Raw genomic sequence first — 22,009 nt, 5'->3', positions numbered from 1 at the left:
CACCGGCAGGGAAATTACCGCCGGTCGCCCCGGTTCGCCGCGCGCCGCTGTGCCCGGTTACCCGGATAGTGCGGGCCGACCTGCGGGCGGGTATCGGCTTCGAACCGGTCGTAGGCGTCCACGATATCGGAGACCAGCCGATGCCGGACCACGTCGCTGCTGGTCAGGTAGGCGAAATGGATGTCATCGATCTCGGTGAGGATCTCGGTGGCCGCCCGCAGGCCCGACCGCGCGCCGTTCGGCAGGTCGACCTGGGTGACGTCACCGGTCACCACGATCTTCGAGCCGAAACCGAGGCGGGTGAGGAACATCTTCATCTGCTCGGCGGTCGTGTTCTGCGCCTCGTCCAGGATGATGAACGAGTCGTTGAGCGTGCGGCCGCGCATGTAGGCCAGCGGCGCCACCTCGATGACGCCGGCGGCCATCAGCTTCGGGATCGCCTCCGGGTCCATCATGTCGTGCAGCGCGTCGTAGAGCGGGCGTAGGTACGGATCGATCTTCTCGTTGAGCGTGCCGGGCAGGAAGCCGAGCCGCTCGCCCGCCTCCACCGCGGGGCGGGTCAGGATGATCCGGTTGACCTGCTTGGTCTGCAATGCCTGCACGGCCTTGGCCATCGCCAGATACGTCTTGCCGGTACCGGCCGGACCGATGCCGAACACGATGGTGTTCGCGTCGATCGCGTCGACGTAGCGCTTCTGGTTCAGCGTCTTGGGCCGGATGGTCTTGCCGCGCCGGGACAGGATGTCCAGGCTCAGCACCTCCGCCGGCGACTCCGAGGAGCCCTCGGTGAGCATCGATACGGTGTGGCGCACCGCCTCCGGGGTCACCACTCGATTGCGACCGGTCAGCGCGACGAGCTGTTCGATCACCCGCTCGGCCAGCGCGACGTCGGCCGCCTTGCCGGTGAGGGTGACCGAGTTGCCGCGGACATGAATGTCCGCGTCCAACAACTGCTCGAGCTCACGCAGATTCTGGTCTGCCGAACCGAGGAACGGGAACACGGATTCGGGAGCGAGTTCGATACTGGAACGCACGGTTCGCGCTGCGGGGCCCGAACCGTTGTCAGCACCGATACCTGCCGCGGATGTGGTCGGGTCGCCGATCTCGCCTTGTGTTCTCAAAAGTGGCTATGGCCTGCTTCCGGTCTCGACAGCTGCTTGTTTGATGAAAGTTTAACGCGGACCACCGACACCGCCCAGTGAATAAGCGGCTACTGTTCGGCAGCGCAATGGTGGAGTTCCCCGCGGGCATTACACCCAATCTCCCAGTACAGCGGCGATTCCGATGATTCGGCGGCGCCGCGGGCGATTCACCGGCGCAGCGCGCGTTCGTCGCTGCGCCTGCGCGCCCACTGCTCGGTGAAGTCGCGGAATCGGCGCACCGCGTCCGAGGGCGTCGCCGTCGCCGACCAGATCAAGCCGACCTCGCGCGACGCGCCCGCGTCGGTCAGCGCGACAATCGCCAGGCTGGGCGGCATCGCATCCTCCAGCGGCAGCACCGCGACCCCGAGCCCGGCGGCGACCAGCCCGGCGACGGTGTCGGTATCACTGGATTCGAAGGCGATGCGCGGCCGGAATCCCGCCGCCGCGGCCAGCTCGTCGAGTATCCGGCGCATGCCGAAACCCTGATGCATGGTCACGAATTCGGCGTCGGCCAGATCGGCGAGGCACACCTGCCGCGCACCGGCCAGCCGATGGTCGAGCGGCACCGCGAGCACCAGCGACTGCCGCAGCAACGGCCGCCAGCCGATGTCCTTGGCCACCGGGCGCGGCGAGACGATGGCCAGATCCGCGACACCGTCGAGCACCTGTTTGGTGAGCACCTCGGCGGCGCCCTGCCGCAACGTGAACGCGACGCGACCGGAACCGCGCCGGAATCCACTGATCAGCTGCGGGACGAGCACACCACCGAAGGAATGCAGAAAAGAAAGACGCACAACACCTTTGGCGGGATTCGCACGATCGGCGATGGCCTGTTCCGCCGCATTCAATTCGGCCATGGCGCGGCGGGCGTGCTCGTAGTAGATCCGCCCGAAGTCGTTGAGCGCGATGCGTTTTCCGCGCCGGTCGAACAATTCGACGCCGAGGTCGCGCTCCAGCCTGCCGAGCATCCGCGACAACGTCGGCTGGGCGATATGCAGTTGTTCGGCGGCCGCGCTCACCCGCTCCAATTCGGCGAGTGTCGTGAACCACTCCAGCTCCGATCCGCGCACCCGATCTCCTCGCTATATGCGTTCGACGCATCAACTTGTCGATCATTATGCATTTCACTTCTAAGCGCCGGTGTCCGAGGCTGAATTCGTCCCACCATCAGGCCAGGAGGAAAACGTTGAGCAGTATCGACGCACCAGGGCGCACTGCTCACGAAAAGCGCATCACCACAGCGCTGTTCGCCGCCGGGCTGACCACCTTCGCGTCCATGTACAGCGCGCAGGCGCTGCTGCCGAGCCTGTCCGCGGCGTTCGGCGCGACACCGGCACGCGCGGCGCTCGCGGTCTCGCTGACCACCGGGTTCCTGGCGCTGACCATCGTGCCGATCGGGGTGCTGTCCGGCCGGATCGGCCGGACCAGGGTGATGACGGTATCGGCGATCCTCACCGCGGTGATCGGGCTGCTGCTGCCGTTCAGCCCGTCCTTGGACGTGCTGCTCGCGGGCCGCGCGGTACAGGGTGTGGCGCTGGCGGGCATTCCCGCGGTGTCGATGGCCTACCTTGCCGAGGAGGTCGGCGCGGCCGGGCTCGGCACCGCGATGGGCATCTACGTCGCGGGCAACTCGATCGGCGGGCTGGCGGGGCGGCTGCTGCCCGCCTTCCTCCTCGACGCGGTGTCGTGGCGCTGGGCGCAGGCCGCGGTCGCGGTCGCGGCGGCGCTGTGCACCATCTGGTTCGTGCGGACGCTGCCGCCCTCGCGCCGATTCGTCGCCCAGCCCGCCGGAATCCGTTCGGTGCGTGGCGAACTCGCCGTCCACCTGAGCCACCGCAGGCTGCTCGCCCTGTTCGGCCTCGCCTTCGTCCTGGTCGGCGGCTTCGTCTCGCTGTACAACTTCCTCGGCTACCGCCTGATCCACAGCCCGTTCGGATTGTCCTCGGCCACCGCGGGTCTGGTGTTCGTGCTGTATCTGGCGGGCACCGTGGCCTCGCCGACGGCGGGCAGGCTGGCCGACCGGCTCGGCCACATCAGGGTGCTCGCCGCGGCGGTCGCCACCATGGCGCTCGGGCTGCTCGTCAGCCTGCCGGACCTCCTGCCGACCGTCGTGCTAGGCCAATTACTGTGCACCGCGGGCTTTTTCGGCGCGCACACGGTGGCGGGCAGCTGGATCGGCGCCATCGCGCCCAACCGCGGCACCGGCTCCTCGCTGTACCTGTTCGCCTTCTACGCGGGCAGCGCGATCTTCGGCGGCGCGGCGGGCATCGCCTACGCCTGGCACGGATGGGCGGCGCTGGCCGGGTATGTGGGAATCCTGCTCGTCGTCGCCACGGCGCTCGTCACCGCGCTGGCCGTCGGCGTGCGCCGCGACGCGCCCGCCGGGTCGCTCTCGCCTGCTCCGGTCTGACCTCACGGGTTTGGGCGGTGATAGCGCGGGTAGTCCGCGACCTGTGCACTGACCGAACCAGAAAGGAACCAGGCCCATGCTGGCATTGACCCGAGCGGCAGCCGAAGCCGTCCGCGAACTCACCGCCGCCTCCGGCGCGCTAGAGGAAGGTGGCGTGCGCATCTTCACCGCCGACGGGCCCGAGGGCGACAAGGCACTCGAACTCGCCGTCGCCACCGCGCCCGCCTCCGGCGACCAGGTGTTCTTCACCGACGAGGGTGCGCGCGTATTCCTGGCGGCGCAGGCCGCCGAATTCCTCGACGACAAGGTCCTCGACGTCGGTCAGGACGATTCCGGGCAGGCGGCCTTCGCACTGTTCGAACAACCGCAAGCGGCGGGCGGCCGGTCGCCGAACGGCTCAGGGCCGTCGGCAGGGTAGTTCAGCGCCAGCGGGCGGTGAGGGCACCGAGGGCGCCGAGGGCTACGGCCGCGGCGGTGGAGGTGCGCAGGACGGTCGGGCCGAGCAGGACGGTGTCGGCGCCCGCCTCGGTGAAGGCGGACAGCTCCGAATCGTCCAGTCCCCCTTCGGGGCCGACGATCAGGATGATCTCCTGCGCCGCGGCGAAGGGCAGGTCGACGAAGCGGCCCGCGCCGGATTCGTGCAGTGCCGCGACGACCGCGCCATCGGCCTTGGCGTCCGCGATCAGGTCGACCACGGTGCGCGTGCGGTGCAGGTCCGTGACGACCGGGATGTAGGGGCGCCGCGATTGCCGCGCGGCCTGTTTGGCCGCGGCGCGCCACTTCTCGATCCCCTTGGCCGCCTTGCCTTCCCAGTTGGCCACGCAGCGGGCGGCCTGCCACGGGACGATCGTGTCCACGCCCGCCTCGGTCATCAGCTCGATCGCGAGCTCGGACCGATCGGACTTCGGCAGCGCCTGGACGACGGTGACGCGCGGCGAAACCGGTGGCGCCACCGCCCGGTTCAGCACCGTCAGCTCCAGCCGGTCCTTCTGCGCCGCGACGACCTCCGATTCGGCGACGACGCCGTGCCCGTCGGACAGCGTGATCGGCTCGCCGACCCGGATGCGGCGCACCGTCGCGGCGTGGCGCCCCTCCGGGCCGTCGAGCACGGCGATACTGCCCGCCTCGGGGACGTCGTCGAGGTAGAAGACCGTGGCGGCCAACGGATCAGCGCCCGCTGAACGACGCGCGCAGCCGGGCGAACAGGCCGCTGTTGTGCTCGGACTGGGTCGACATCACCTCGGCGCGGTCGCGCTCGCGCATGCCCTTGTACTTGCGCAGCAGATCGGTCTGCCTGCCGTCGAGTTTGGTCGGCACCACGATGTCCAGGTGCGCGAGCAGATCGCCGCGCGCGCCGGACCGCAGCCGCGGCATGCCGTGACCGCGCAGCACCGATACCTCGCCGGGCTGCGTGCCCGGCGAGATGGTGAGCTCGGTCGGGCCGTCCAGGATGGTGTCGATGACGACGGTGGTGCCGAGCGCCGCGTCGACCATCGGGACGCGCACGGTGCAGTGCAGATCGTCGCCGTCGCGGACGAACACGTCGTGCGGCTGCTCGACGATCTCCACGTACAGATCGCCCGCGTGCCCGCCGCCGGGGCCGACCTCGCCCTGCGCGGCCAGGCGCACCCGCATGCCGTTGGCCACACCCGCAGGGATCGGCGCGGCGATCTCGCGGCGCGCACGCACCCGGCCGTCGCCGCCGCACTTGTGGCAGGGATCGGGAATGGTCTCACCGGCACCGCGGCAGGTGGGGCACGGACGCGAGGTCAGCACCTGGCCGAGGAACGAGCGCTGCACCGACTGGACTTCACCGGCGCCGCCACAGGTTTCGCAGCGCACCGGCTTGGAGTTGCCGTTGGTACCCGCGCCCGCGCAGATATCGCACAGGATGGCGGTGTCGACGGTCAGATGCTTGGTCACGCCGACCGCGCATTCGGCCAGGCTGAGCCTGGTCCGCAGCAGCGAATCGGCGCCGGGCTGCACCCGGCCGCGCGGCTTGCGCTGCCCGCCGCCACCGCTCATGCCGCCGAAGAACGCCTCGAACACGTCGCCGAGACCGCCGAAGCCCGCGCCACCGAAGCCGGCGCCACCACCGCCGCCGCCGGATTCCAGCGGGTCGCCGCCGAGATCGACGATGCGCCGCTTCTCCGGGTCCGACAGCACCTCGTAGGCGGTCGACACCTCTTTGAACTTCGCCTGTGCCAACTCATCCGGATTGACATCCGGGTGGAGTTCACGCGCCAGCTTGCGGTAGGCGCGCTTGATCTCCTGGTCGGTCGCGTTCTTGGCGACGCCGAGCAGTCCGTAGTAGTCCCGTGCCACGTGAGTTCTCTAGTCCTTGGTCATCCAGTGCCTGCACCACCCCGACCGCACAACATTAGTCGGATGCACTCAACTTTATCCGGCCGGGGTTAAAGGCTAGCAGCGACGTCGATGGCCTCTTTCCGACGTCAACGTTCGGCGAGCACCTCGCCGATATATCTCGCAACGGCCGCGACCGAGGCAATAGTTCCTGGGTAGTCCATCCGGGTCGGGCCGAGCACACCCATCCCGCCGAGCACCGCACCGGACACGCCGTAGCCGGTCGACACTACCGAGGTGCCCCGCATCTGCTCGACCTGGGTCTCCTCACCGATGCGCACCGTCACGGTACCCGGCTGCTGCGCGGCGGCGAGCAGCTTGAGCACGATCACCTGTTCTTCCAGCGCTTCCAGCACCTGGCGCAGCGAACCGGGGAAGCCGAAATCGGCGGCGTTGCGGGTCAGATTGGCGGTGCCGCCGAGCACGAGGCGCTCCTCCGGATGCTCCACCAGCGTCTCGACCAGCACGGTCGAGACCCGGATCAGCACATCCTTCAGCCGCACCGGCGCCCGCTCGGGTAGCTCGGCGACGGCGGCCGACGCCGCGGCGAGCCGCTTGCCGTCCATGGCGCCGCCGAGCATGCCGCGCAGCGCGGCCAGATCGTCGTCATCGATGACCGCGCCGAGATCGACCAGGCGCTGATCGACCCGGCCGGTGTCGGTGATCACCACGAGCAGCAACCGGGCCGGGTTCAGCGCGACCACCTCGAGGTGGCGCACCGTCGACGCGGACACCGTCGGGTACTGCACGACCGCGACCTGGCGGGTCAGCTGGGCGAGCAGCCGCACGCCGCGGCGCAGCACGTCGTCGAGATCGACGCCGGACTCCAGGAATTCCATGATCGCCCTGCGCTCCGCGGGTGAGAGCGGTTTCACCTCGGAGATGCGGTCGACGAACTGGCGGTAGCCCTTGTCGGTCGGGATGCGCCCGGAGCTGGTGTGCGGCTGGGTGATATAGCCCTCGGCCTCCAGCACGGCCATATCGTTGCGCACGGTCGCGCTGGATACGCCGAGATTGTGCCGTTCCACCAGGGTTTTCGAGCCGATGGGCTCCTTGGTCGCGACGTAATCCGCGACGATCGCGCGCAGGACCTCGAAGCGCCGATCCTCGGTGCTCGACATCGGCCCACCTCCTCGCTTTCGTCCCGTGGTCGCTCGGTGCTGGCCCGGTTCGTCTGTCCAGTCTAGTTGCCACCGCGCCGACCGCCCGCCCGCACACGGCGTCGCGGCTACAGCATCGCCGCCGGAATGGCTGAGGTCAGTCCGCCGTCGACGGCCAGGTCCTGCCCGTTGACATAGGACGCTTCGCCGGAAGCGAGGAAGGCGACCGCGGCGGCCACGTCGCCGGAGGTGCCCACCCGGCCCGCCGGGACGGTCGACGCGGCCGCGGCCTGGGCCTCGGGGGATGCCTCGGCGCGGTACGCGGGCGTGTCGGTGTAGCCGGGGCTCACCGAGTTGACCCGGATCCGCCGGGGCGCCAATTCCGCTGCGAGGGTTCGGGTCAGGTTGTGCACGGCCGCCTTGGTCGCCGAGTACAGCGCCGTGGCAGGCAGGCCGCGATGCAGCGCGAACGACGCGTTGATCACGATCGCCCCCTGGTCGGCCAGCAGCGGCAGCATCTTCTGGATGGTGAAGAACACCGAGGTGAAGTTGCTGTCGACCACGCGGTGGAATTCGGCCTCGGTGACCGCATCGATGGCCTGGAACGAGCCGATGCCCGCGTTGGCGAACACCACATCGAGCCGCCCGTACCGCTGGCGGATGGCGTCGGCGAGCGTGTCGAGATCGGCGAGATCCGCTGCGTCGCCCGGTATTCCGAGTACACCGCCACCGAGTTCGGCGACCGCGGCGTCGAGCCGGGTCTTGTCACGACCGGTGATCACCACCTGTGCGCCCTCGGCGACCAGCCGGTGCGCGGTGGCCAGCCCCATACCGCTGGTGCCTCCGGTGATCAGCGCGACCTTGCCGTGGAATCTGTTCTGCGTCATGGCTTCAGCTTCTCGGCGGGCTCGGAAAACATACAGTGCGCGCTTATGGGGGGTGTGGCACCACCAGCCTCAGGCGGGCGCGGCGAGGCGGATGTGCTGGAGCCGCTCGAGCCGGACGGCGGTTTCGGTGCCGGGCTTCGGGTTGTACAGCACCAGCGACCATTCGGGGTGGTCGGCGACCGTCAGCGTGGTCGCGTCGAAGAACAGCTCACCGGCCTCCGGATGGCGCAGCGCGTTCACGGCCTGGGCAGGGACGCCGACCTCGTGCCGTTCCCACAGCCGTGCGAATTCGGGGCTCGTCGCGCCGAGATCCTGTACCACCCGGTGGAATTGGGGGTCGGCGGGCGCGTGCGCCGCGTCGGCGCGATAAGCGGCGACGACGGCGGAGGCGGCCGCTTCCCACACCTCGGCCATGGCGCGATAGCGCGGACTGGTGAAGTAGGTGATCAGGCAGTTGCTGGGGGTGCCGTCGTAGCCGAACACCGTGCGCGCGGTGTCGTTGAACGCCAGCACATTCCAGTACCGGTCGCGCAGTACCGCGGGCCGTTGGTCCCACGCGTCGATCAGCTGCCTGATCTCGGCAGTGATCTCGGAGCGCGGCAGCGCGGCGACGGGTGGCGGGTTCAGTCCGGCAAGCAGATACAGGTAGGCCCGCTCCGTGTCGTTCAGCAGCAGAGCGCGGGCGACGGCATCGAGCACCTCGACCGACACCGTGATGTCGCGCCCCTGCTCGAGCCAGGTGTACCAGGAGACGCCGACCCCGGCGAGCACGGCGACCTCTTCGCGCCGCAGCCCTGGCGTGCGCCGCCTGGTCGACGCGGGCAGGCCGACATCCCCGGGTGCCAGTCCCGCACGCCGGGTGCGCAGGAAGTCACGAAGCTGTTCGCGGCGCCGCAGCGCGGATTCGCTGGTCATGAGCCACGGTAACAACGGCGTGGCGCCGTGCACGAATCCGATACTCGCCGCACGACGCCACGACGCCACGACGCCGCGCCGTCACGTCAGCGCGCGGCGGTGCGCCTGCGCAGGATCAGCACGCCGAGCGCCGAGCCGACCATGCAGAAACCGACGACCCACAGACCGGCGCGCTGCGTGCCGGTCACATCCTTCAGCCACCCGGTGACGTACGGCGCGGCGAAACCGCTCATGTTGCCGATGGAGTTGATCAGCGCGATACCGCCCGCCGCGGCCGCACCGGACAGGAAGCTGCCGGGCAGCGCCCAGAAGGTGGGCAGCGCGGCGAGCACACCGACCGCGCAGACCGTCACCGCGACCATCGCGGCGAACGGGTTGCCGAGGTACAGCGCCACCGGAATCGCCAGGCCGCCGACGAGCGCGGGCAGCGCGACATGCCAGCTGCGCTCCCCCGTGCGGTCACCGTGCCTGCTCCACAGCACCATCACGATCGCGCCGAACACATAGGGGATGGCGTTGATGAGCCCGCGTTCGATCACCGAATAGTGGGTCCCGTATTGCTGTTCGAACCCCTTGATGATGGTCGGCAGGAAGAAGCCGAGCGCGTACAGGCCGTAGACGATGCCGCCGTAGATGAGCGCGAGGCCGAGCACCCGCGGACTGGTGAGCGCCCGGCGCAACGTCCAATGCTCGGCCTGTTCGACGGCGGCCCGTTCGGCGTCGATTTCGGCGATGAGCCAGTCCTTTTCGGGCTGGGTCAGCCAGCTCGCCTGTTCGGGCCGGTCGGTGAGGTAGTACCAGGTGACGAAGGCGAGCAGGATGGCGGGCAGCCCCTCGACCAGGAACATGAAACGCCAACCGGCGAGCCCGAATACGCCGTTGCCGTACTGGATGATCAGGCTGGACATGGTCGAGCCGAGCGCCGTCGAGATCGGGATGGCGAGCAAGAACAGCGCGACGAACTTGGCGCGCTGCTTCTGCGGGAACCAGTAGGTCAGATACAGCAGGATGCCGGGAAAGAAGCCCGCCTCGACCACGCCGAGCGCGAATCGGGCGATGTACAGCACGGTGCCATTGGGCACGAACGCCATCAGGCTCGCGACGATGCCCCAGCTGATCATGATCCTGGCGATCCAGCGCCGCGCGCCGAATTTGTGCAGCGCCAGATTGCTCGGCACTTCGAGCAGCAGATAGCCGATGAAGAAGACTCCGGAGGCGAACCCGAACGCGGTCTCGGTGAGCCCGAGATCGGTTTTCAGGCCACTGGGGGCGGCAAAGCCGATGTTGACCCGGTCGAGATAGTTGATGAAGTAGAGCAGCCCGAGATAGGGCATGAGACGAATAGTGACCTTGCGCAACGTGGCGCTGGACACATCGGTTGACACCATTGGCGAACTTTCATCCCCCGGCACACCTTTCGTCAACCCCCCGATCGACCGGTAGCGGTCGTATCGAACCGCAAGGGGCTCGGCTCGATACGACCGCTCGGTCCCGTGGCGGCGGCCGGGCGCCGCCACGAAGGCCATCAGCTCTTGATGAAGTCCAGCAGGTCGGTGTCGAAGGCCCGCTCGAAATCCCCGGATAGCCCGTGCGGCGCACCGGGATAGATCGTCAGCTGCGCGTTCGGCAGCAGTGCCGCGGTCCTCGGCGCGGAGGCGGCCAGCGGGACGATCTGATCGTCGTCGCCGTGCGCCACCAGCACCGGGATATCGATGGTGGCCAGGTCGGCGGTGAAATCGGTTTCGGAGAACGCGGCAATACAGTCGAGCGCGGCTTTGAGCCCGACCTGCATGCCCTGCAACCAGAAGTGGTCGCGCAGGCCCCGGGAGACGGTCGCACCGTCGCGGTTCGCGCCGTAGAACGCGGCGCTGAAGTCCCGATAGAACTGCGACCGGTCGGCGCGCACCTCGGCGCGGATCGCGTCGAAGGTCTCGAGCGGCGTACCGTCCGGATTCGCCTCGGTGCGCAGCATGAGCGGCGTAACCGATCCGAGGAGAACGGCTTTCGCGATATGGGCGGTGCCGTGCCTGGCCAGGTACCTGGTGACCTCACCCCCGCCGGTCGAATGGCCGACCAGGATCGCGTCGTTCAGCGACAGCTCGGCGATCAGCGCGGCGAGATCGTCGGCGTAGGTGTCCATATCGTGGCCGTGCCATACGTCCGAGGAAAGGCCGTGGCCGCGCCGGTCGTGCGCGATGGCCCGAAAGCCATTGCTCGCCACCAGGTTCAGCTGGTTGTCCCAGGCGTCGCCGCTGAGCGGCCAGCCATGGCTGAATACGATCGGACGGCCGTCGCCCCAATCCCGGTAGTAGATCTGGCTGCCGTCGGTGGTGGTGATTCTCGGCATGGCGTGTCGCCTCCCGGTTACGAAAAGACCTGCGCGGAGAGGTTGTTCCGCGCCAGGAATTCCAGTGCGGTGTCGGCGATTTCGCGCCATCGGTGATCGGCGGACAGGCTGTGGCAACGATCGGGCAGCAGCACCAGTTCGGTGATGCCGGGATTGCGGCGCTGAATTCCGTACGCGGCGCGCACCGACGCCTGCGGCACCAGGCGGTCGAGGCCGCCCGCCACCATCAGCAGCGGCCCACGGTCGCTCTCGGTGTCCACGCTCGCCTCGCTGCGCGGCGTGACATTGGCCAGCCCGGCTTGGAACACCGGGCGTGCGGGCGCGGGAATGGCGAACCGGGCGTACAACCGATCCGACTCTTCCCTGGCGATGCCGTTGGCGAAGAACCGGTGGTAGCTGTCCGAGGTGTGCGACCAGAGACCGCCGCGCCGCCACGGCTTGCTCAGTATCGGCAGCACGCTACGCACCTGCGCGGGCGGCACGACGAGGACGCCCTTGAACGGTGCGGGCGCGAGGGCGACGCAGGCGCTGGCGAATCCGGCGCCGAGCAGTTTCTGCGCGATCAGGCCACCGAACGAGTGACCGACCACGATGGGCGGCATCGGCAGATCCGCGATGAACGTCGCGTAGTGATCGGTGACCTCGCCGAGCCCGCGATCGCGCAAGCCCGCTGGATTCGCCCTCGTCGCCTCCGGCGTCTCGCCCTCGCCGGGCCAGCCGGGCGCGAACGCCTGGTAGCCGGCCTGTTCGAACCGCTCGACCCACGGCGCCCAGCTACTGCTGTGCATCCACAGGCCATGGATGAATACGGCGGGGCGGGCGGCTGGGTGCGTCACGAAAACTCCTCTGGCCGAACCGAAACGAACGAAGACGCCGGTCCGAGCGTAGGTCCGCCGCGGCCGGTCGGCGGGACCCTGCGTGCACGTCATGCGACTGTCAATGCACGTCGCGGCGCGGGCGGATCGTGCGAGCATGGAGGGAACGCCCAAAGCCTGACGGAGGTCGTTATGGCAATCGCGTTCGATTCGGGCACCATCGCGGCGCACGAGCGCGCCGACGCGCTGACCACCGCCATGCAGGAGGCCTCGGCGCCCTCCCACGTGTTGCACGAGAATCCCCAGCGCGTGCACGCCAGGATCGATGCGTGGGAGTTCGGCAATGCCAGCATCATTCGCGCGCGTGCCTCGGGCATCCAACTGATCCGCACGGCCAACCAGACACTACGCTCCCCCGCGCCGGTGCTCGCGGTGGCGGTGCAGCAGCTGTCCGACGGTACGCATCAGCAGGGCGAGGTGCGGCACACCCTGCCGCCGGGTGAGCTGCGCGTGGTCGACCTCAACTCCCCCTACTACTTTCGCTGGTGCGGCGACGGCGGTTCGACCTGCCTGTATGTCCCCCTCGACCAGCTCGGCCTGCCGATGGAGGTGATCCGCCGTGCCGCGGCGGATCCGCGGGAGAGCCCGCTGTACCGGCTCGTCGCCGACCACATCCTGCTGATGACCCGCGACGCCGACGCGCTCAGCGCCGACCCCGCCGCCCCCGAATTGGGCAGTGCCTGTATCGAATTGGTGCGCGCGCTGCTCGCCTCGGCCGGGCACGCGCGCGGCACCCGGCCCGTGGTGCCGACCGATGTGCTGCTCACCGAGATCCGCGCGTACGTCCGCAGCCACCTGGCCGACCCCGATCTGGGGCCCGCGCAGATCGCCGCGGCGCACAACGTATCGGTGCGCTACCTGTACAAGCTTTGTGCCACTGCCGAATTCAGCCTCGAGCAGTGGATCATCAGCCAGCGCCTCGACGGTGTGCGCGGCGAGCTGACCCGGGTCGGCAGCCGCAACCGGTCGATCGCGATGGTCGCGCGCCGATGGGGTTTTCGCGATCCCTCGCACTTCGCCCGGCGCTTCCGCACCGCGTACGGCATGTCGCCGAGCGATTGGCGGCGAACGGCGCTGGCCGACGGCGAACGCTAGAAGTGATCGCCCTTGGCGCGCTTGCCCGCCATGGCGTCGAGGCCGAGCATCGCCAGTAGCGACATGCAGTCGGCCGCGTTCTGCGCATGGCTGGCAACCGTTCGCGCGGCGATAGCGCTCTGCCTGGCGTTTTCGGCCTTCTCGGCCGCACGCGCTTCGGCGAACTCACCAGGCTCGTGCGCCGGGGACGCGTCCGCGCCCTGCAATACGGTCAGGTCTGTGACGGCGATATTGATGTCGTTCCTTTGGTAGCCGGATGCGAATGCGGGTGTACCCAACCTAGCGGCTGGATCCCGGCTCTCAGTGGGACGACGATGGCTGTCGAGAGGCATGGGACTCCTTGGGGTTGCCCGCAGCCTACGCGTGTCCCTCCCGGCATGCGTATGGAACTACCCAGCAAATCCGCGCCCGTTCCAGCAACCGTCCGACGCCCCCTGCGGCAATCACCCGAGCAGGTCGCGCACCACGCCGTCGGCGAGCAGCCTGCCGCGTTCGGTCAGCACCAACCGGTCACCCGCCCTGGTGAGCAGGCCGTCGGCGACGATCCGTGCGGCGGCGGCACGTTCGCTGTCGTCGAGGACATCGAGGGGCAGGCCGGTGCGCAACCGGATGCCGAGCATGACCGCCTCGGTGTGCCGCTCGGCGTCGGTCAGCGACTCCCAGCCCGCGGCGGGCAGCCCGCCCGCGGCGACGCGGTCGGCGTAGCGGGCCGGATGTTTGACGTTCCACCAGCGCACGCCGCCGACATGGCTGTGCGCGCCGGGCCCGGCGCCGAGCCAGTCGCCGCCGTCCCAGTAGCCCAGGTTGTGTTTGCACGCGGCCGAATCGTCGGCCGCCCAGTTCGACACCTCGTACCAGGTGAGTCCGGCGGCGGCGAGCCGGGCGTCGATGCGCTCGTAGCGCGCGGCGAGCACGTCGTCGTCGGGTGCGGGCAGTTCGCCGCGGCGCACCCGGCGAGCCAGCGCGGTGCCGTCCTCGACGATGAGCGAATAGGCCGAGACATGGTCGACGCCCGCGCTGAGCACGGCGTCGAGGCTGGCGTCGAGATCCTCGTCGCGTTCGCCCGGCGTGCCGTAGATCAGATCGAGGTTCACGTGCTCGAAGCCCGCCGCGCGCGCCTCCCTGGCCGCGGCGACCGCGCGTCCCGGCGTGTGGGTGCGGTCGAGCACCGCCAGCACATGCTGGGCGGCCGACTGCATGCCGAGCGAAACCCGGGTGAACCCGGCCGCGCGGATGCGTTCGAAGAAGGCGGGCGCGGTGGATTCGGGATTCGATTCGGTGGTCACCTCCGCGCCGGGCGCGAGGGTGAATTCGGCGCGCACCGCGTCGAGTACGTCGGCGAGGCCGTCACCGCCGAGCAGCGACGGAGTGCCACCGCCGACGAAGACGCTGTCCACCAGCGGGGTCTCACTCGGAAGTTTGCCGAATTCCGCTGCCGCCGTTGCCAATTCGCCGCGCAGGCCGTCGAGCCACGACTGCGGCGAGGCCGAGGTGCCGAGTTCACCCGCGGTGTAGGTGTTGAAATCGCAGTAACCGCATCGTGTCGCACAGAACGGCACGTGCACGTAGATGCCGAACGCCCCGCCGCCGAAATCGCGCAGCACGGGCGTCTCGGCGGTGGCGGGGATCGCGGCAGGTGAACTCACGTATCCAGTGTGACCGCCGCGCGACTGTGGGCCGCCGCACACCCTTCGGTTTCCCGCACACCGAATCGCAGGCGATGACCTGTGCGGGAAGCCAGAAGGCGTGCGTCAGTGGTTCTGTACGGGGGTGTTCTGGTTCGCGGTGAGCAGCCAACGGCCGTTTTCCTTGGCCATCACGTACATCGGACTGCCTTCGCCGGACAGTTCGCCCGCGGTGTCGAAGTACCGCTGGCGCAGTTTGACCGCGGCCACGTCGGGCCGGATGAACAGGACGTGCTCGACCTCGTAGGTCGCGCTCCCATTACGCGTCGCGCCCGGCAACACCTGAGCGGTGAACTCAGCGATGGCCTCCCGGCCGAACAGGCGCTTACCGTGGCCGGTGGTCCAGATCGCGTCGGCGCGGAACTGGTCGAGGAACTCCTCGACCAGCTCGTTGCTCTGCGCGTGGGCGACGGTGGCGACCACCTGGCGGATGGCCTCGAGTTCGGCGTCGGCATCGACGGGGGCGTATGCGGTTTCGGTCATGAGACCAATAGTGAAACCTGAAGGATGGTCGAGGTCAACCACAGTGCGCCGGTTCACATCCGGCAAATCGGACGCATCACCCGCCGCATTCACGCGGCGAACTATGACGGCAGTCACATATCGGTGGCACAGTCCAGGGAATTTCCCCCGAATTTGGGGGAAATACAGCCCTATGGTCGGAACGGCCGGGCTGACGTGGCACAATGAGGTTCATGCGCGCTTTGGGAGTACGACTGGTGGCACGTCGCCACGTCGACTACAAGCGCGTCTGTAGCGCCTGTTGTCTGCCCGGTTTCTCCCGGTAGTTCAGCGGCGCCCTCTCCCGGGTTTGCCCGGCGATTCCTCGATTTCGACGACATCTCCTCCGCTGACACCGCAGGTGCGAGTTCAGCCCCTCGCGCCTCCAGCACGGATGTACCACCCCACCCCGCAGGAGCGACCCCATGACGTCGAGCACCGACGCCGGTCCGATCGATCAGCCGACACCCGAGTCCCGGCCAGGCCATCAGCCACGTCCCGCCGCCGAGCGCCGCGTCCGCCCGGACCGCCCGCGCCCGGAGGCGCCCGCCGCCGCGCCTCGCGCGCGCACCGGTAAGCCCGTGCGCCGCAAGGCCGAAGGCCAGTGGGCGCTGGGGTACCGCGAACCGCTGAACCCGAACGAGCAGTCCAAGAAGGACGACAACCCGCTCAACGTGCGTGCCCGCATCGAGAACATCTACTCGAAGCAGGGTTTCGACAGCATCGACAAGGGTGATCTGCGCGGCCGGTTCCGCTGGTGGGGCCTCTACACCCAGCGCGAGCAGGGCTACGACGGCAGCTGGACCGGCGACGAGAACATCGACATCCTCGAGGCCAAGTACTTCATGATGCGCATCCGCTGCGACGCGGGCGCGCTCACGGTCGAGCAGCTGCGCACGCTCGGGCAGATCTCCACCGAATTCGGCCGTGACACCGCCGATCTGTCCGACCGGGAGAACGTGCAGTACCACTGGATCGAGGTGGAGAACGTCCCGGAGATCTGGAAGCGGATCGAGGCGGTCGGGCTGAAGACCACCGAGGCGTGCGGCGACTGCCCGCGCGTTGTGCTCGGCTCCCCGCTCGCGGGCGAATCGTTCGGCGAGATCATCGACCCGACACCGGCGATCGATGAGATCGTGCGCCGCTACATCGGCAAGAAGGAGTACTCCAACCTGCCGCGCAAGTTCAAGACCGCGATCTCGGGCCAGCAGGACGTGGTGCACGAGATCAACGACGTCGCCTTCATCGGCGTCGAACATCCCGAGCACGGTCCCGGCCTCGACCTCTGGGTCGGTGGCGGGCTGTCCACCAACCCGATGCTGGCCCAGCGCGTCGGTGTGTGGGTGCCGCTGGACGAGGTGCCGGATGTGTGGGAGGCCGTCGTCTCGCTGTACCGCGACTACGGCTACCGCCGCCTGCGCACCAAGGCGCGCCTGAAGTTCCTGATCAAGGACTGGGGCATCGAGAAGTTCCGCCAGGTGCTCGAGGACGAATACCTGAAGCGCAAGCTCATCGACGGGCCCGCGCCGGAGCAGCCGACCAAGCCGATCGACCACGTCGGCGTGCAGAAGCTGAAGAACGGCCGCAACGCGGTCGGCTTCTCCCCCATCGCCGGTCGCGTCTCGGGCACCATCCTGACCAAGGTCGCCGACGCGGTCGAGCGGATCGGCTCGGACCGGATCCGGTTCACCCCGTATCAGAAGCTGATCGTGCTCGACGTGCCCGACGACAAGGTCGACCAGCTCATCGACGAACTGGAAACCCTTGGCCTGCAAGGACGTCCGTCGCTGTGGCGGCGGAACCTGATGGCCTGCTCCGGTATCGAGTTCTGCAAGCTGTCCTTCGCCGAAACCCGCAAGCGCTCACAGGTGCTCGTGCCGGAACTCGAAGAGCGGCTCGCCGATCTGAACGCGCAGCTGGATGTGCCGATCACCATCAACATCAACGGCTGCCCGAACTCCTGCGCGCGCTCGCAGATCGCCGACATCGGGTTCAAGGGCCAGCTCGTCGACGACGGCTCCGGGAATCACGTGGAGGGTTTCCAGGTTCACCTCGGTGGCAGCCTCGGCTTCGACAGCGCGTTCGGCCGGAAGTTGCGCCAGCACAAGGTCACCACCGACGAACTCGGCGATTTCATCGAGCGGGTGGTGCGCAACTTCATCAAGCACCGCAACGAAGGCGAGCGGTTCGCCCAGTGGGCGGTCCGCGCCGAGGAAGCCGACCTGCGATGAGCACGTCTGGTGTGACGGGAGATCAACTGTGACAACCGAACTCGTACAGAAGCTGAGCGAGAGCGAACTTCGGGCGCTGGCCGAGAAGGGTGCGGCCGAGCTCGGCCCGGATGCCTCGGCGACCGAGCTGCTGCGGTGGACCGAAGAGAACTTCGGATCGAACTACATCGTCGCGTCGAACATGCAGGACGGTGTGCTCGTGCACCTCGCCGCGCAGGTACACCCCGGCGTCGACGTGCTGTTCCTCGACACCGGCTACCACTTCGCCGAGACCATCGGCACGCGCGACGCGGTCGAGGCGGTCTACGGCGTCAACGTGATCAACGTGCGGCCGGAAACCACGGTGGCCGAACAGGATCAGCTGCTCGGCAAGGATCTGTTCGCACGCGATCCCGGCGAATGCTGCCGGCTGCGCAAGGTGGTGCCGCTGCAGAAGTCGCTCGCGGGCTACAACGCCTGGGTGACCGGCATCCGCCGGGTGGAGGCCCCGACACGGGCCAACGCGCCTCTGATCTCCTTCGACGAAGCCTTCGGCCTGGTGAAGATCAACCCGATCGCGCCGTGGTCCGACGACGAGATGCACGCCTACATCGAAGAGCACGGCATCCTCGTCAATCCCCTGGTGGAAGAGGGATATCCGTCCATCGGCTGCGCTCCGTGCACACGGAAGCCGGAGCCGGGATCCGATCCGCGAAGCGGCCGCTGGGCCGGCCTCGCCAAGACCGAATGCGGGTTGCACCAATCATGACCGAAACCTTCGTGAGTGAGCTTGCGAACGAACCAGCACATACAGGCGCTCGTTTCCTCGGTGTTTCCGAATTCGATACGCTCGCCGCCCTGGAATCCGAGTCGGTTCATGTATTCCGGGAGGTGGCAGGCGAATTCGAGCGGCCGGTGATCCTGTTCTCCGGCGGCAAGGATTCCACCGTGCTGCTGCACCTGGCGCTCAAGGCCTTCTGGCCCGCGCCGCTGCCGTTCGCGCTGCTGCACGTGGACACCGGGCACAACCTGCCCGAGGTGCTGGAGTTCCGGGACAAGATCGTCGAGCGATACGGCCTGCGGCTGCACGTCGCGAAGGTCGAGGACTACCTGGCCGACGGGCGGCTCACCGAGCGGCCCGACGGCATCCGCAACCCGCTGCAGACCGTCCCGCTGCTGGACGCCATCTCCGAGCACCGCTTCGACGCGGTGTTCGGCGGTGGCCGCCGCGACGAGGAACGCTCGCGCGCCAAGGAGCGAATCTTCTCCCTGCGCAACGCCTTCGGCCAGTGGGACCCGAAGCGGCAGCGGCCCGAACTGTGGAACCTGTACAACGGCAGGCACGCACCGGGTGAGCATGTGCGAGTGTTCCCGCTCAGCAACTGGACCGAGCTGGACATCTGGCGCTACATCGCCAGGGAGAACGTCGATCTGGCGAGCATCTACTACGCCCACGAGCGCCCGGTGTACCAGCGCGACGGCATGTGGATGACGCCGGGCGTCTGGGGCGGCCCGCGCGACGGCGAAGAGCTGCGCACGCTGTCGGTGCGCTACCGCACCGTCGGCGACGGATCCTCCACCGGCGCCATCCTTTCCGACGCGGCCGACAACGAGGCGATCCTCGCCGAGGTCGCCGCGTCCCGACTGACCGAACGCGGTGCTACGCGCGGCGACGACCGAGTGTCCGAGGCCGCGATGGAAGACCGTAAAAGAGAGGGTTATTTCTGATATGTCTGCCGAGCGGAGCTTGCGGAGCGAGCCATCAACACAGCTACTGAGGCTGGCCACCGCCGGTTCTGTCGACGACGGCAAGTCCACCCTGGTCGGACGGCTGCTCTACGACACGAAATCCGTACTGGCCGACCAGATCGACGCCGTCACCCGCGCGTCCGTCGACAAGGGCCTTGCCACACCGGATCTTTCGCTGCTCGTCGACGGGCTGCGCGCGGAACGGGAACAGGGCATCACCATTGATGTCGCCTACCGCTACTTCGCGACGCCCCAGCGGTCTTTCGTGCTCGCGGACACCCCCGGGCACGTGCAGTACACCCGCAACACGGTGTCCGGTGCGTCCACCGCGCAGCTGGTGATCCTGCTCGTCGACGTGCGCAAGGGCGTCATCGAGCAGACCCGCCGCCACGCCGCGGTGCTCGCGCTGCTCGGGGTGCCGAAGCTGGTGCTGGCCGTGAACAAGATCGACCTGGTCGACGACGCCGCGCAGGTGTTCGCCGACATCTCGGCCGAATTCCGCACGCTCACCACAACTCTCGGCTGGGCGCCGGAAGACGTGCAGGAGATTCCGGTCTCCGCGCTGCACGGCGACAACATCGCGTCGCGCTCGGCGAACACCCCGTACTACGACGGGCCCTCGCTGATCGAGCACCTGGAGGCGGTGCCGGTCGACGCCGACAGCCCCCACACGCTCGGGCTGCGCTTTCCGGTGCAGTACGTGATCCGCCCGCGTACCACCGAATACCCGGACTACCGCGGCTACGCGGGCCAGATCGCGGCCGGATCCGTCGCCCCCGGTGACGAGGTCGTGGTGCTGCCCTCCGGCATCCGCACCACCGTCGAACGCATCGACACTCCCGACGGTGAGCTCGCGGTGGCGCAGACCGGCCGCAGCGTGACGCTGATCCTGGCCGACGAGGTCGACATCTCGCGCGGCGACATCATCGCCTCGGTGGCCGACGCACCCGAACCGATCGACACCTTCGACGCCACCGTCTGCTGGCTCGGCGACAAGCCGCTGCGCGCGGGCGCCAGGCTGCTGCTCAAGCACGGCACCCGCACCACTCAGGCCATCGTCGGCGGGCTCGTCGAACGGTTCGACGAACAGCGCCTGACCGCCGAGGCGGCGCCGGAATCACTGGAGCTCAACGACATCGGCCGCATCTCGATCCGGGTCGCGGAGCCGATCGCGGCCGACGACTACCGCATCAACCGGTACACCGGCAGCTTCCTGCTCATCGATCCGGCGGGCGGCAACACCCTCGCCGCCGGTCTCGTCGGTGACGTGCTCACCGCGGTCGAGGTCGGGGTCTGACATGCCTCCGCTCGGCGACGGCGCGGTCTCGGTGGCCCGGCTGCCGAGCGGCCGCTCCATGTGGGCCGAGCTCGAAAGGCTTTCGCGACATGTTCCGGTCGCGGCGCGGCCCGCGCTGATCGCCGTCGCGCACGGCAGCCGCGATCCGCGGTCGGCGGCGACGATGTCGGCGGTCGTCGCCGATATCGCCGCCGCCCGACCGGATCTCGACGTCCGCCTCGCCTTCCTCGACCTCAACACCCCCTCGGTCGAACAGATCGTGGATGCCGTCGCCGCACAGGGCCACACCCACGCCGTGGTCGCTCCCCTCCTGCTCGGCAACGCCTTCCACGCCCGAGTAGACCTCCCTGAGCTGCTGGCCACGGCCGGTGCCCGCCATCCCCAGCTCCTCCTCACCCAAGCCGACGTCCTCGGCCCCGACCCCCGCCTGATCGCGGCCCTACGCGACCGCATTTCCGAAACCCTTGCCGCACAGCCCGACTCGCCTTCCACCCAGGCGTGCACCGAGTTCTGCACTGCCGCCGACCTCGGCGAGACGACCCACGCGCATGCCGACCGCATCGGCATCGCCGTAGCCGCGGTCGGCTCCTCCTCCCCCGCCGCCAACGCCCGAACCGCCGAGGTCGCCCGCCGCCTATCCGCGATCACCGGCTGGCACACCGAAATCTGCTTCGCCACCACCGAACCCACCGTCACCGAAGCGATTTCCCGCCTCCGCGCCCGAGGCGCCACCGAAATCCTCATCGCCCCCTGGTTCCTGGCCCCCGGCCTGCTCACCGACCGCCTGGCCGCCGCCGCCCCGAACCACCCCCACACCCCCGTAATCGGCCCCCACCCCACCCTCACCGAAATAGTCCTGGCCCGCTACGACACCGCCGTCAACACCCTCCTCCCCCTCTCGGCCTGAGCATCTCCCCGCCGCACTCCTTGCAGCCCAGCCAACGAAGCGCACACCAACGAACCGGGTTGCCGCCTGCATGGCCATCCGATCAGCTCCGAGCTACAGCACTGGCAAACAACAGCATTGGCTCGAACGACGTGGCACCCCTCGCCACCGCACAGCCGAAGGTTTCCAGCGGGGAGCAGTGCAATCGGAGCCGCACCGCCGATAGTCCCGCGCGGCAGGCCATCAAGCCGCCTACACGATCGGCGACCACAGAGTTACAACGCTGGCAGGCAACAGCATCGGCCCAACGGACGGCACACCAAACCGCCGAGCACAGTCGAATGGCCGCACGACACACCGGATTTGGCTGCTATCTGACTGCGCTGGACACGGCACGGGCTCAGGGCAGCGCGCTCGAGGGCAGGCCGCGGGTTGCTGCCGAGCACACTGGAATGGCGGCTCGGGTATGCGCCGAGCGCAGTCGAATGGCTGTGCGACACACCGGATGGGACCGAATTCGACTGTGGTCGGCGGGGATTGGATGTG

Annotated in this window: 22 protein-coding genes; 9 read left to right on the top strand and 13 right to left on the bottom strand. The window is 68.6% G+C overall.

Annotated elements, in window-relative coordinates:
• Window positions 1–14: 14 nt before the first annotated feature.
• Together ACIG5A_RS12165 and ACIG5A_RS12160 are read right to left on the bottom strand one after the other, a co-directional pair.
• Window positions 15–1,073, bottom strand: a complete 1,059-nt coding sequence (locus tag ACIG5A_RS12165) for a PhoH family protein (RefSeq protein ID WP_397240608.1) — start codon at window positions 1,071–1,073, stop codon at window positions 15–17.
• Between the two features lie 236 nt (window positions 1,074–1,309).
• Window positions 1,310–2,212 (bottom strand): LysR family transcriptional regulator, encoded by a 903-nt coding sequence (locus ACIG5A_RS12160; protein WP_397240204.1) that lies wholly within the window; start codon window positions 2,210–2,212, stop codon window positions 1,310–1,312.
• A 116-nt stretch (window positions 2,213–2,328) separates the two neighbouring features.
• On the opposite strand from ACIG5A_RS12160, the gene ACIG5A_RS12155 reads away from it, so the two are divergent.
• Together ACIG5A_RS12155 and ACIG5A_RS12150 are read left to right on the top strand one after the other, a co-directional pair.
• Window positions 2,329–3,552, top strand: coding sequence for an MFS transporter (locus tag ACIG5A_RS12155; protein ID WP_397240203.1), 1,224 nt, complete (start codon window positions 2,329–2,331; stop codon window positions 3,550–3,552).
• Between the two features lie 76 nt (window positions 3,553–3,628).
• Window positions 3,629–3,970, top strand: coding sequence for a hypothetical protein (locus ACIG5A_RS12150; RefSeq protein ID WP_397240202.1), 342 nt, complete (start codon window positions 3,629–3,631; stop codon window positions 3,968–3,970).
• A gap of 1 nt (window position 3,971) precedes the next feature.
• Here the strand turns inward: ACIG5A_RS12150 and ACIG5A_RS12145 are convergent, their stop codons facing one another.
• From ACIG5A_RS12145 to ACIG5A_RS12110, 8 genes are all read right to left on the bottom strand, one after another.
• Window positions 3,972–4,715, bottom strand: a complete 744-nt coding sequence (locus tag ACIG5A_RS12145; RefSeq protein WP_397240201.1) for a 16S rRNA (uracil(1498)-N(3))-methyltransferase — start codon at window positions 4,713–4,715, stop codon at window positions 3,972–3,974.
• A 4-nt stretch (window positions 4,716–4,719) separates the two neighbouring features.
• On the bottom strand, window positions 4,720–5,877 hold the full coding sequence (gene dnaJ, locus ACIG5A_RS12140; RefSeq protein ID WP_397240200.1) for a molecular chaperone DnaJ: 1,158 nt from the start codon (window positions 5,875–5,877) through the stop codon (window positions 4,720–4,722).
• A gap of 128 nt (window positions 5,878–6,005) precedes the next feature.
• Window positions 6,006–7,037, bottom strand: coding sequence for a heat-inducible transcriptional repressor HrcA (hrcA, locus tag ACIG5A_RS12135; protein WP_397240199.1), 1,032 nt, complete (start codon window positions 7,035–7,037; stop codon window positions 6,006–6,008).
• 107 nt (window positions 7,038–7,144) lie between these two features.
• Window positions 7,145–7,903 carry a glucose 1-dehydrogenase gene (locus ACIG5A_RS12130; protein WP_397240198.1) on the bottom strand — a complete coding sequence of 253 codons (759 nt, stop codon included), beginning with the start codon at window positions 7,901–7,903 and terminating at the stop codon, window positions 7,145–7,147.
• 69 nt (window positions 7,904–7,972) lie between these two features.
• On the bottom strand, window positions 7,973–8,818 hold the full coding sequence (locus ACIG5A_RS12125; protein WP_397240197.1) for a helix-turn-helix transcriptional regulator: 846 nt from the start codon (window positions 8,816–8,818) through the stop codon (window positions 7,973–7,975).
• An 86-nt stretch (window positions 8,819–8,904) separates the two neighbouring features.
• Complete coding sequence (locus ACIG5A_RS12120) at window positions 8,905–10,206, bottom strand: MFS transporter (RefSeq protein ID WP_397240196.1); 1,302 nt, start codon at window positions 10,204–10,206, stop codon at window positions 8,905–8,907.
• 137 nt (window positions 10,207–10,343) lie between these two features.
• The gene (locus ACIG5A_RS12115; protein WP_397240195.1) at window positions 10,344–11,165 is read right to left on the bottom strand and encodes an alpha/beta fold hydrolase; all 822 of its coding nucleotides are present in this window, start codon (window positions 11,163–11,165) and stop codon (window positions 10,344–10,346) included.
• Between the two features lie 17 nt (window positions 11,166–11,182).
• On the bottom strand, window positions 11,183–12,001 hold the full coding sequence (locus ACIG5A_RS12110; RefSeq protein WP_397240194.1) for an alpha/beta hydrolase: 819 nt from the start codon (window positions 11,999–12,001) through the stop codon (window positions 11,183–11,185).
• Between the two features lie 171 nt (window positions 12,002–12,172).
• Between ACIG5A_RS12110 and ACIG5A_RS12105 the strand changes: the two genes are divergently transcribed.
• Window positions 12,173–13,135 (top strand): helix-turn-helix domain-containing protein, encoded by a 963-nt coding sequence (locus ACIG5A_RS12105; RefSeq protein ID WP_397240193.1) that lies wholly within the window; start codon window positions 12,173–12,175, stop codon window positions 13,133–13,135.
• Here the strand turns inward: ACIG5A_RS12105 and ACIG5A_RS12100 are convergent.
• The 3 genes from ACIG5A_RS12100 to ACIG5A_RS12090 form a co-directional block, all read right to left on the bottom strand.
• Window positions 13,132–13,467 (bottom strand): hypothetical protein, encoded by a 336-nt coding sequence (locus tag ACIG5A_RS12100; protein WP_397240192.1) that lies wholly within the window; start codon window positions 13,465–13,467, stop codon window positions 13,132–13,134. The genes ACIG5A_RS12105 and ACIG5A_RS12100 overlap by 4 nt on opposite strands.
• Window positions 13,468–13,578: 111 nt before the next feature.
• Window positions 13,579–14,763, bottom strand: a complete 1,185-nt coding sequence (gene hemW / locus ACIG5A_RS12095; RefSeq protein ID WP_397240607.1) for a radical SAM family heme chaperone HemW — start codon at window positions 14,761–14,763, stop codon at window positions 13,579–13,581.
• A 123-nt stretch (window positions 14,764–14,886) separates the two neighbouring features.
• Window positions 14,887–15,303: an SgcJ/EcaC family oxidoreductase gene (locus ACIG5A_RS12090; protein WP_397240191.1), complete on the bottom strand. Its 417-nt coding sequence runs from the start codon at window positions 15,301–15,303 to the stop codon at window positions 14,887–14,889.
• A 203-nt stretch (window positions 15,304–15,506) separates the two neighbouring features.
• On the opposite strand from ACIG5A_RS12090, the gene ACIG5A_RS12085 reads away from it, so the two are divergent.
• The 6 genes from ACIG5A_RS12085 (at window position 15,507) to ACIG5A_RS12060 (ending at window position 21,484) form a co-directional block, all read left to right on the top strand.
• On the top strand, window positions 15,507–15,608 hold the full coding sequence (locus ACIG5A_RS12085; RefSeq protein ID WP_397240190.1) for an Ms4527A family Cys-rich leader peptide: 102 nt from the start codon (window positions 15,507–15,509) through the stop codon (window positions 15,606–15,608).
• 138 nt (window positions 15,609–15,746) lie between these two features.
• Window positions 15,747–17,552: a nitrite/sulfite reductase gene (locus ACIG5A_RS12080; protein ID WP_397240189.1), complete on the top strand. Its 1,806-nt coding sequence runs from the start codon at window positions 15,747–15,749 to the stop codon at window positions 17,550–17,552.
• Window positions 17,553–17,580: 28 nt separating this feature from the next.
• Window positions 17,581–18,300, top strand: coding sequence for a phosphoadenylyl-sulfate reductase (locus tag ACIG5A_RS12075; RefSeq protein ID WP_397240188.1), 720 nt, complete (start codon window positions 17,581–17,583; stop codon window positions 18,298–18,300).
• Window positions 18,279–19,259: a sulfate adenylyltransferase subunit CysD gene (gene cysD / locus ACIG5A_RS12070; RefSeq protein WP_397240187.1), complete on the top strand. Its 981-nt coding sequence runs from the start codon at window positions 18,279–18,281 to the stop codon at window positions 19,257–19,259. The genes ACIG5A_RS12075 and cysD overlap by 22 nt, the downstream gene beginning before the upstream one ends.
• Window position 19,260: 1 nt before the next feature.
• Complete coding sequence (locus ACIG5A_RS12065) at window positions 19,261–20,577, top strand: sulfate adenylyltransferase subunit 1 (RefSeq protein ID WP_397240186.1); 1,317 nt, start codon at window positions 19,261–19,263, stop codon at window positions 20,575–20,577.
• A gap of 58 nt (window positions 20,578–20,635) precedes the next feature.
• Window positions 20,636–21,484, top strand: coding sequence for a sirohydrochlorin chelatase (locus ACIG5A_RS12060; RefSeq protein ID WP_397240606.1), 849 nt, complete (start codon window positions 20,636–20,638; stop codon window positions 21,482–21,484).
• Window positions 21,485–22,009: the final 525 nt, after the last annotated feature.

Origin of the sequence: Nocardia sp. NPDC052566 (genome assembly GCF_044547285.1) — a bacterium.
Classification (GTDB): Bacteria; Actinomycetota; Actinomycetes; order Mycobacteriales; family Mycobacteriaceae; genus Nocardia.
The sequence above is the reverse complement of the archived record's forward strand: the minus strand, read 5'-3'. Positions and strand labels throughout refer to the sequence as shown.

Bases quoted from the DNA above. Each gene is read 5' to 3' on its own strand.
- ACIG5A_RS12125 (WP_397240197.1), bottom strand. From the start codon at position 8,818: ATGACCAGCGAATCCGCGCTGCGGCGCCGCGAACAGCTTCGTGACTTC.
- ACIG5A_RS12080 (WP_397240189.1), top strand. From the start codon at position 15,747: ATGACGTCGAGCACCGACGCCGGTCCGATCGATCAGCCGACACCCGAG.
- ACIG5A_RS12130 (WP_397240198.1), bottom strand. From the start codon at position 7,903: ATGACGCAGAACAGATTCCACGGCAAGGTCGCGCTGATCACCGGAGGC.
- ACIG5A_RS12065 (WP_397240186.1), top strand. From the start codon at position 19,261: ATGTCTGCCGAGCGGAGCTTGCGGAGCGAGCCATCAACACAGCTACTG.
- ACIG5A_RS12105 (WP_397240193.1), top strand. From the start codon at position 12,173: ATGGCAATCGCGTTCGATTCGGGCACCATCGCGGCGCACGAGCGCGCC.
- cysD (WP_397240187.1), top strand. From the start codon at position 18,279: ATGCGGGTTGCACCAATCATGACCGAAACCTTCGTGAGTGAGCTTGCG.
- ACIG5A_RS12120 (WP_397240196.1), bottom strand. From the start codon at position 10,206: ATGGTGTCAACCGATGTGTCCAGCGCCACGTTGCGCAAGGTCACTATT.
- ACIG5A_RS12090 (WP_397240191.1), bottom strand. From the start codon at position 15,303: ATGACCGAAACCGCATACGCCCCCGTCGATGCCGACGCCGAACTCGAG.
- ACIG5A_RS12150 (WP_397240202.1), top strand. From the start codon at position 3,629: ATGCTGGCATTGACCCGAGCGGCAGCCGAAGCCGTCCGCGAACTCACC.
- hrcA (WP_397240199.1), bottom strand. From the start codon at position 7,037: ATGTCGAGCACCGAGGATCGGCGCTTCGAGGTCCTGCGCGCGATCGTC.
- ACIG5A_RS12115 (WP_397240195.1), bottom strand. From the start codon at position 11,165: ATGCCGAGAATCACCACCACCGACGGCAGCCAGATCTACTACCGGGAT.
- ACIG5A_RS12100 (WP_397240192.1), bottom strand. From the start codon at position 13,467: ATGCCTCTCGACAGCCATCGTCGTCCCACTGAGAGCCGGGATCCAGCC.
- ACIG5A_RS12085 (WP_397240190.1), top strand. From the start codon at position 15,507: ATGAGGTTCATGCGCGCTTTGGGAGTACGACTGGTGGCACGTCGCCAC.
- ACIG5A_RS12060 (WP_397240606.1), top strand. From the start codon at position 20,636: ATGTGGGCCGAGCTCGAAAGGCTTTCGCGACATGTTCCGGTCGCGGCG.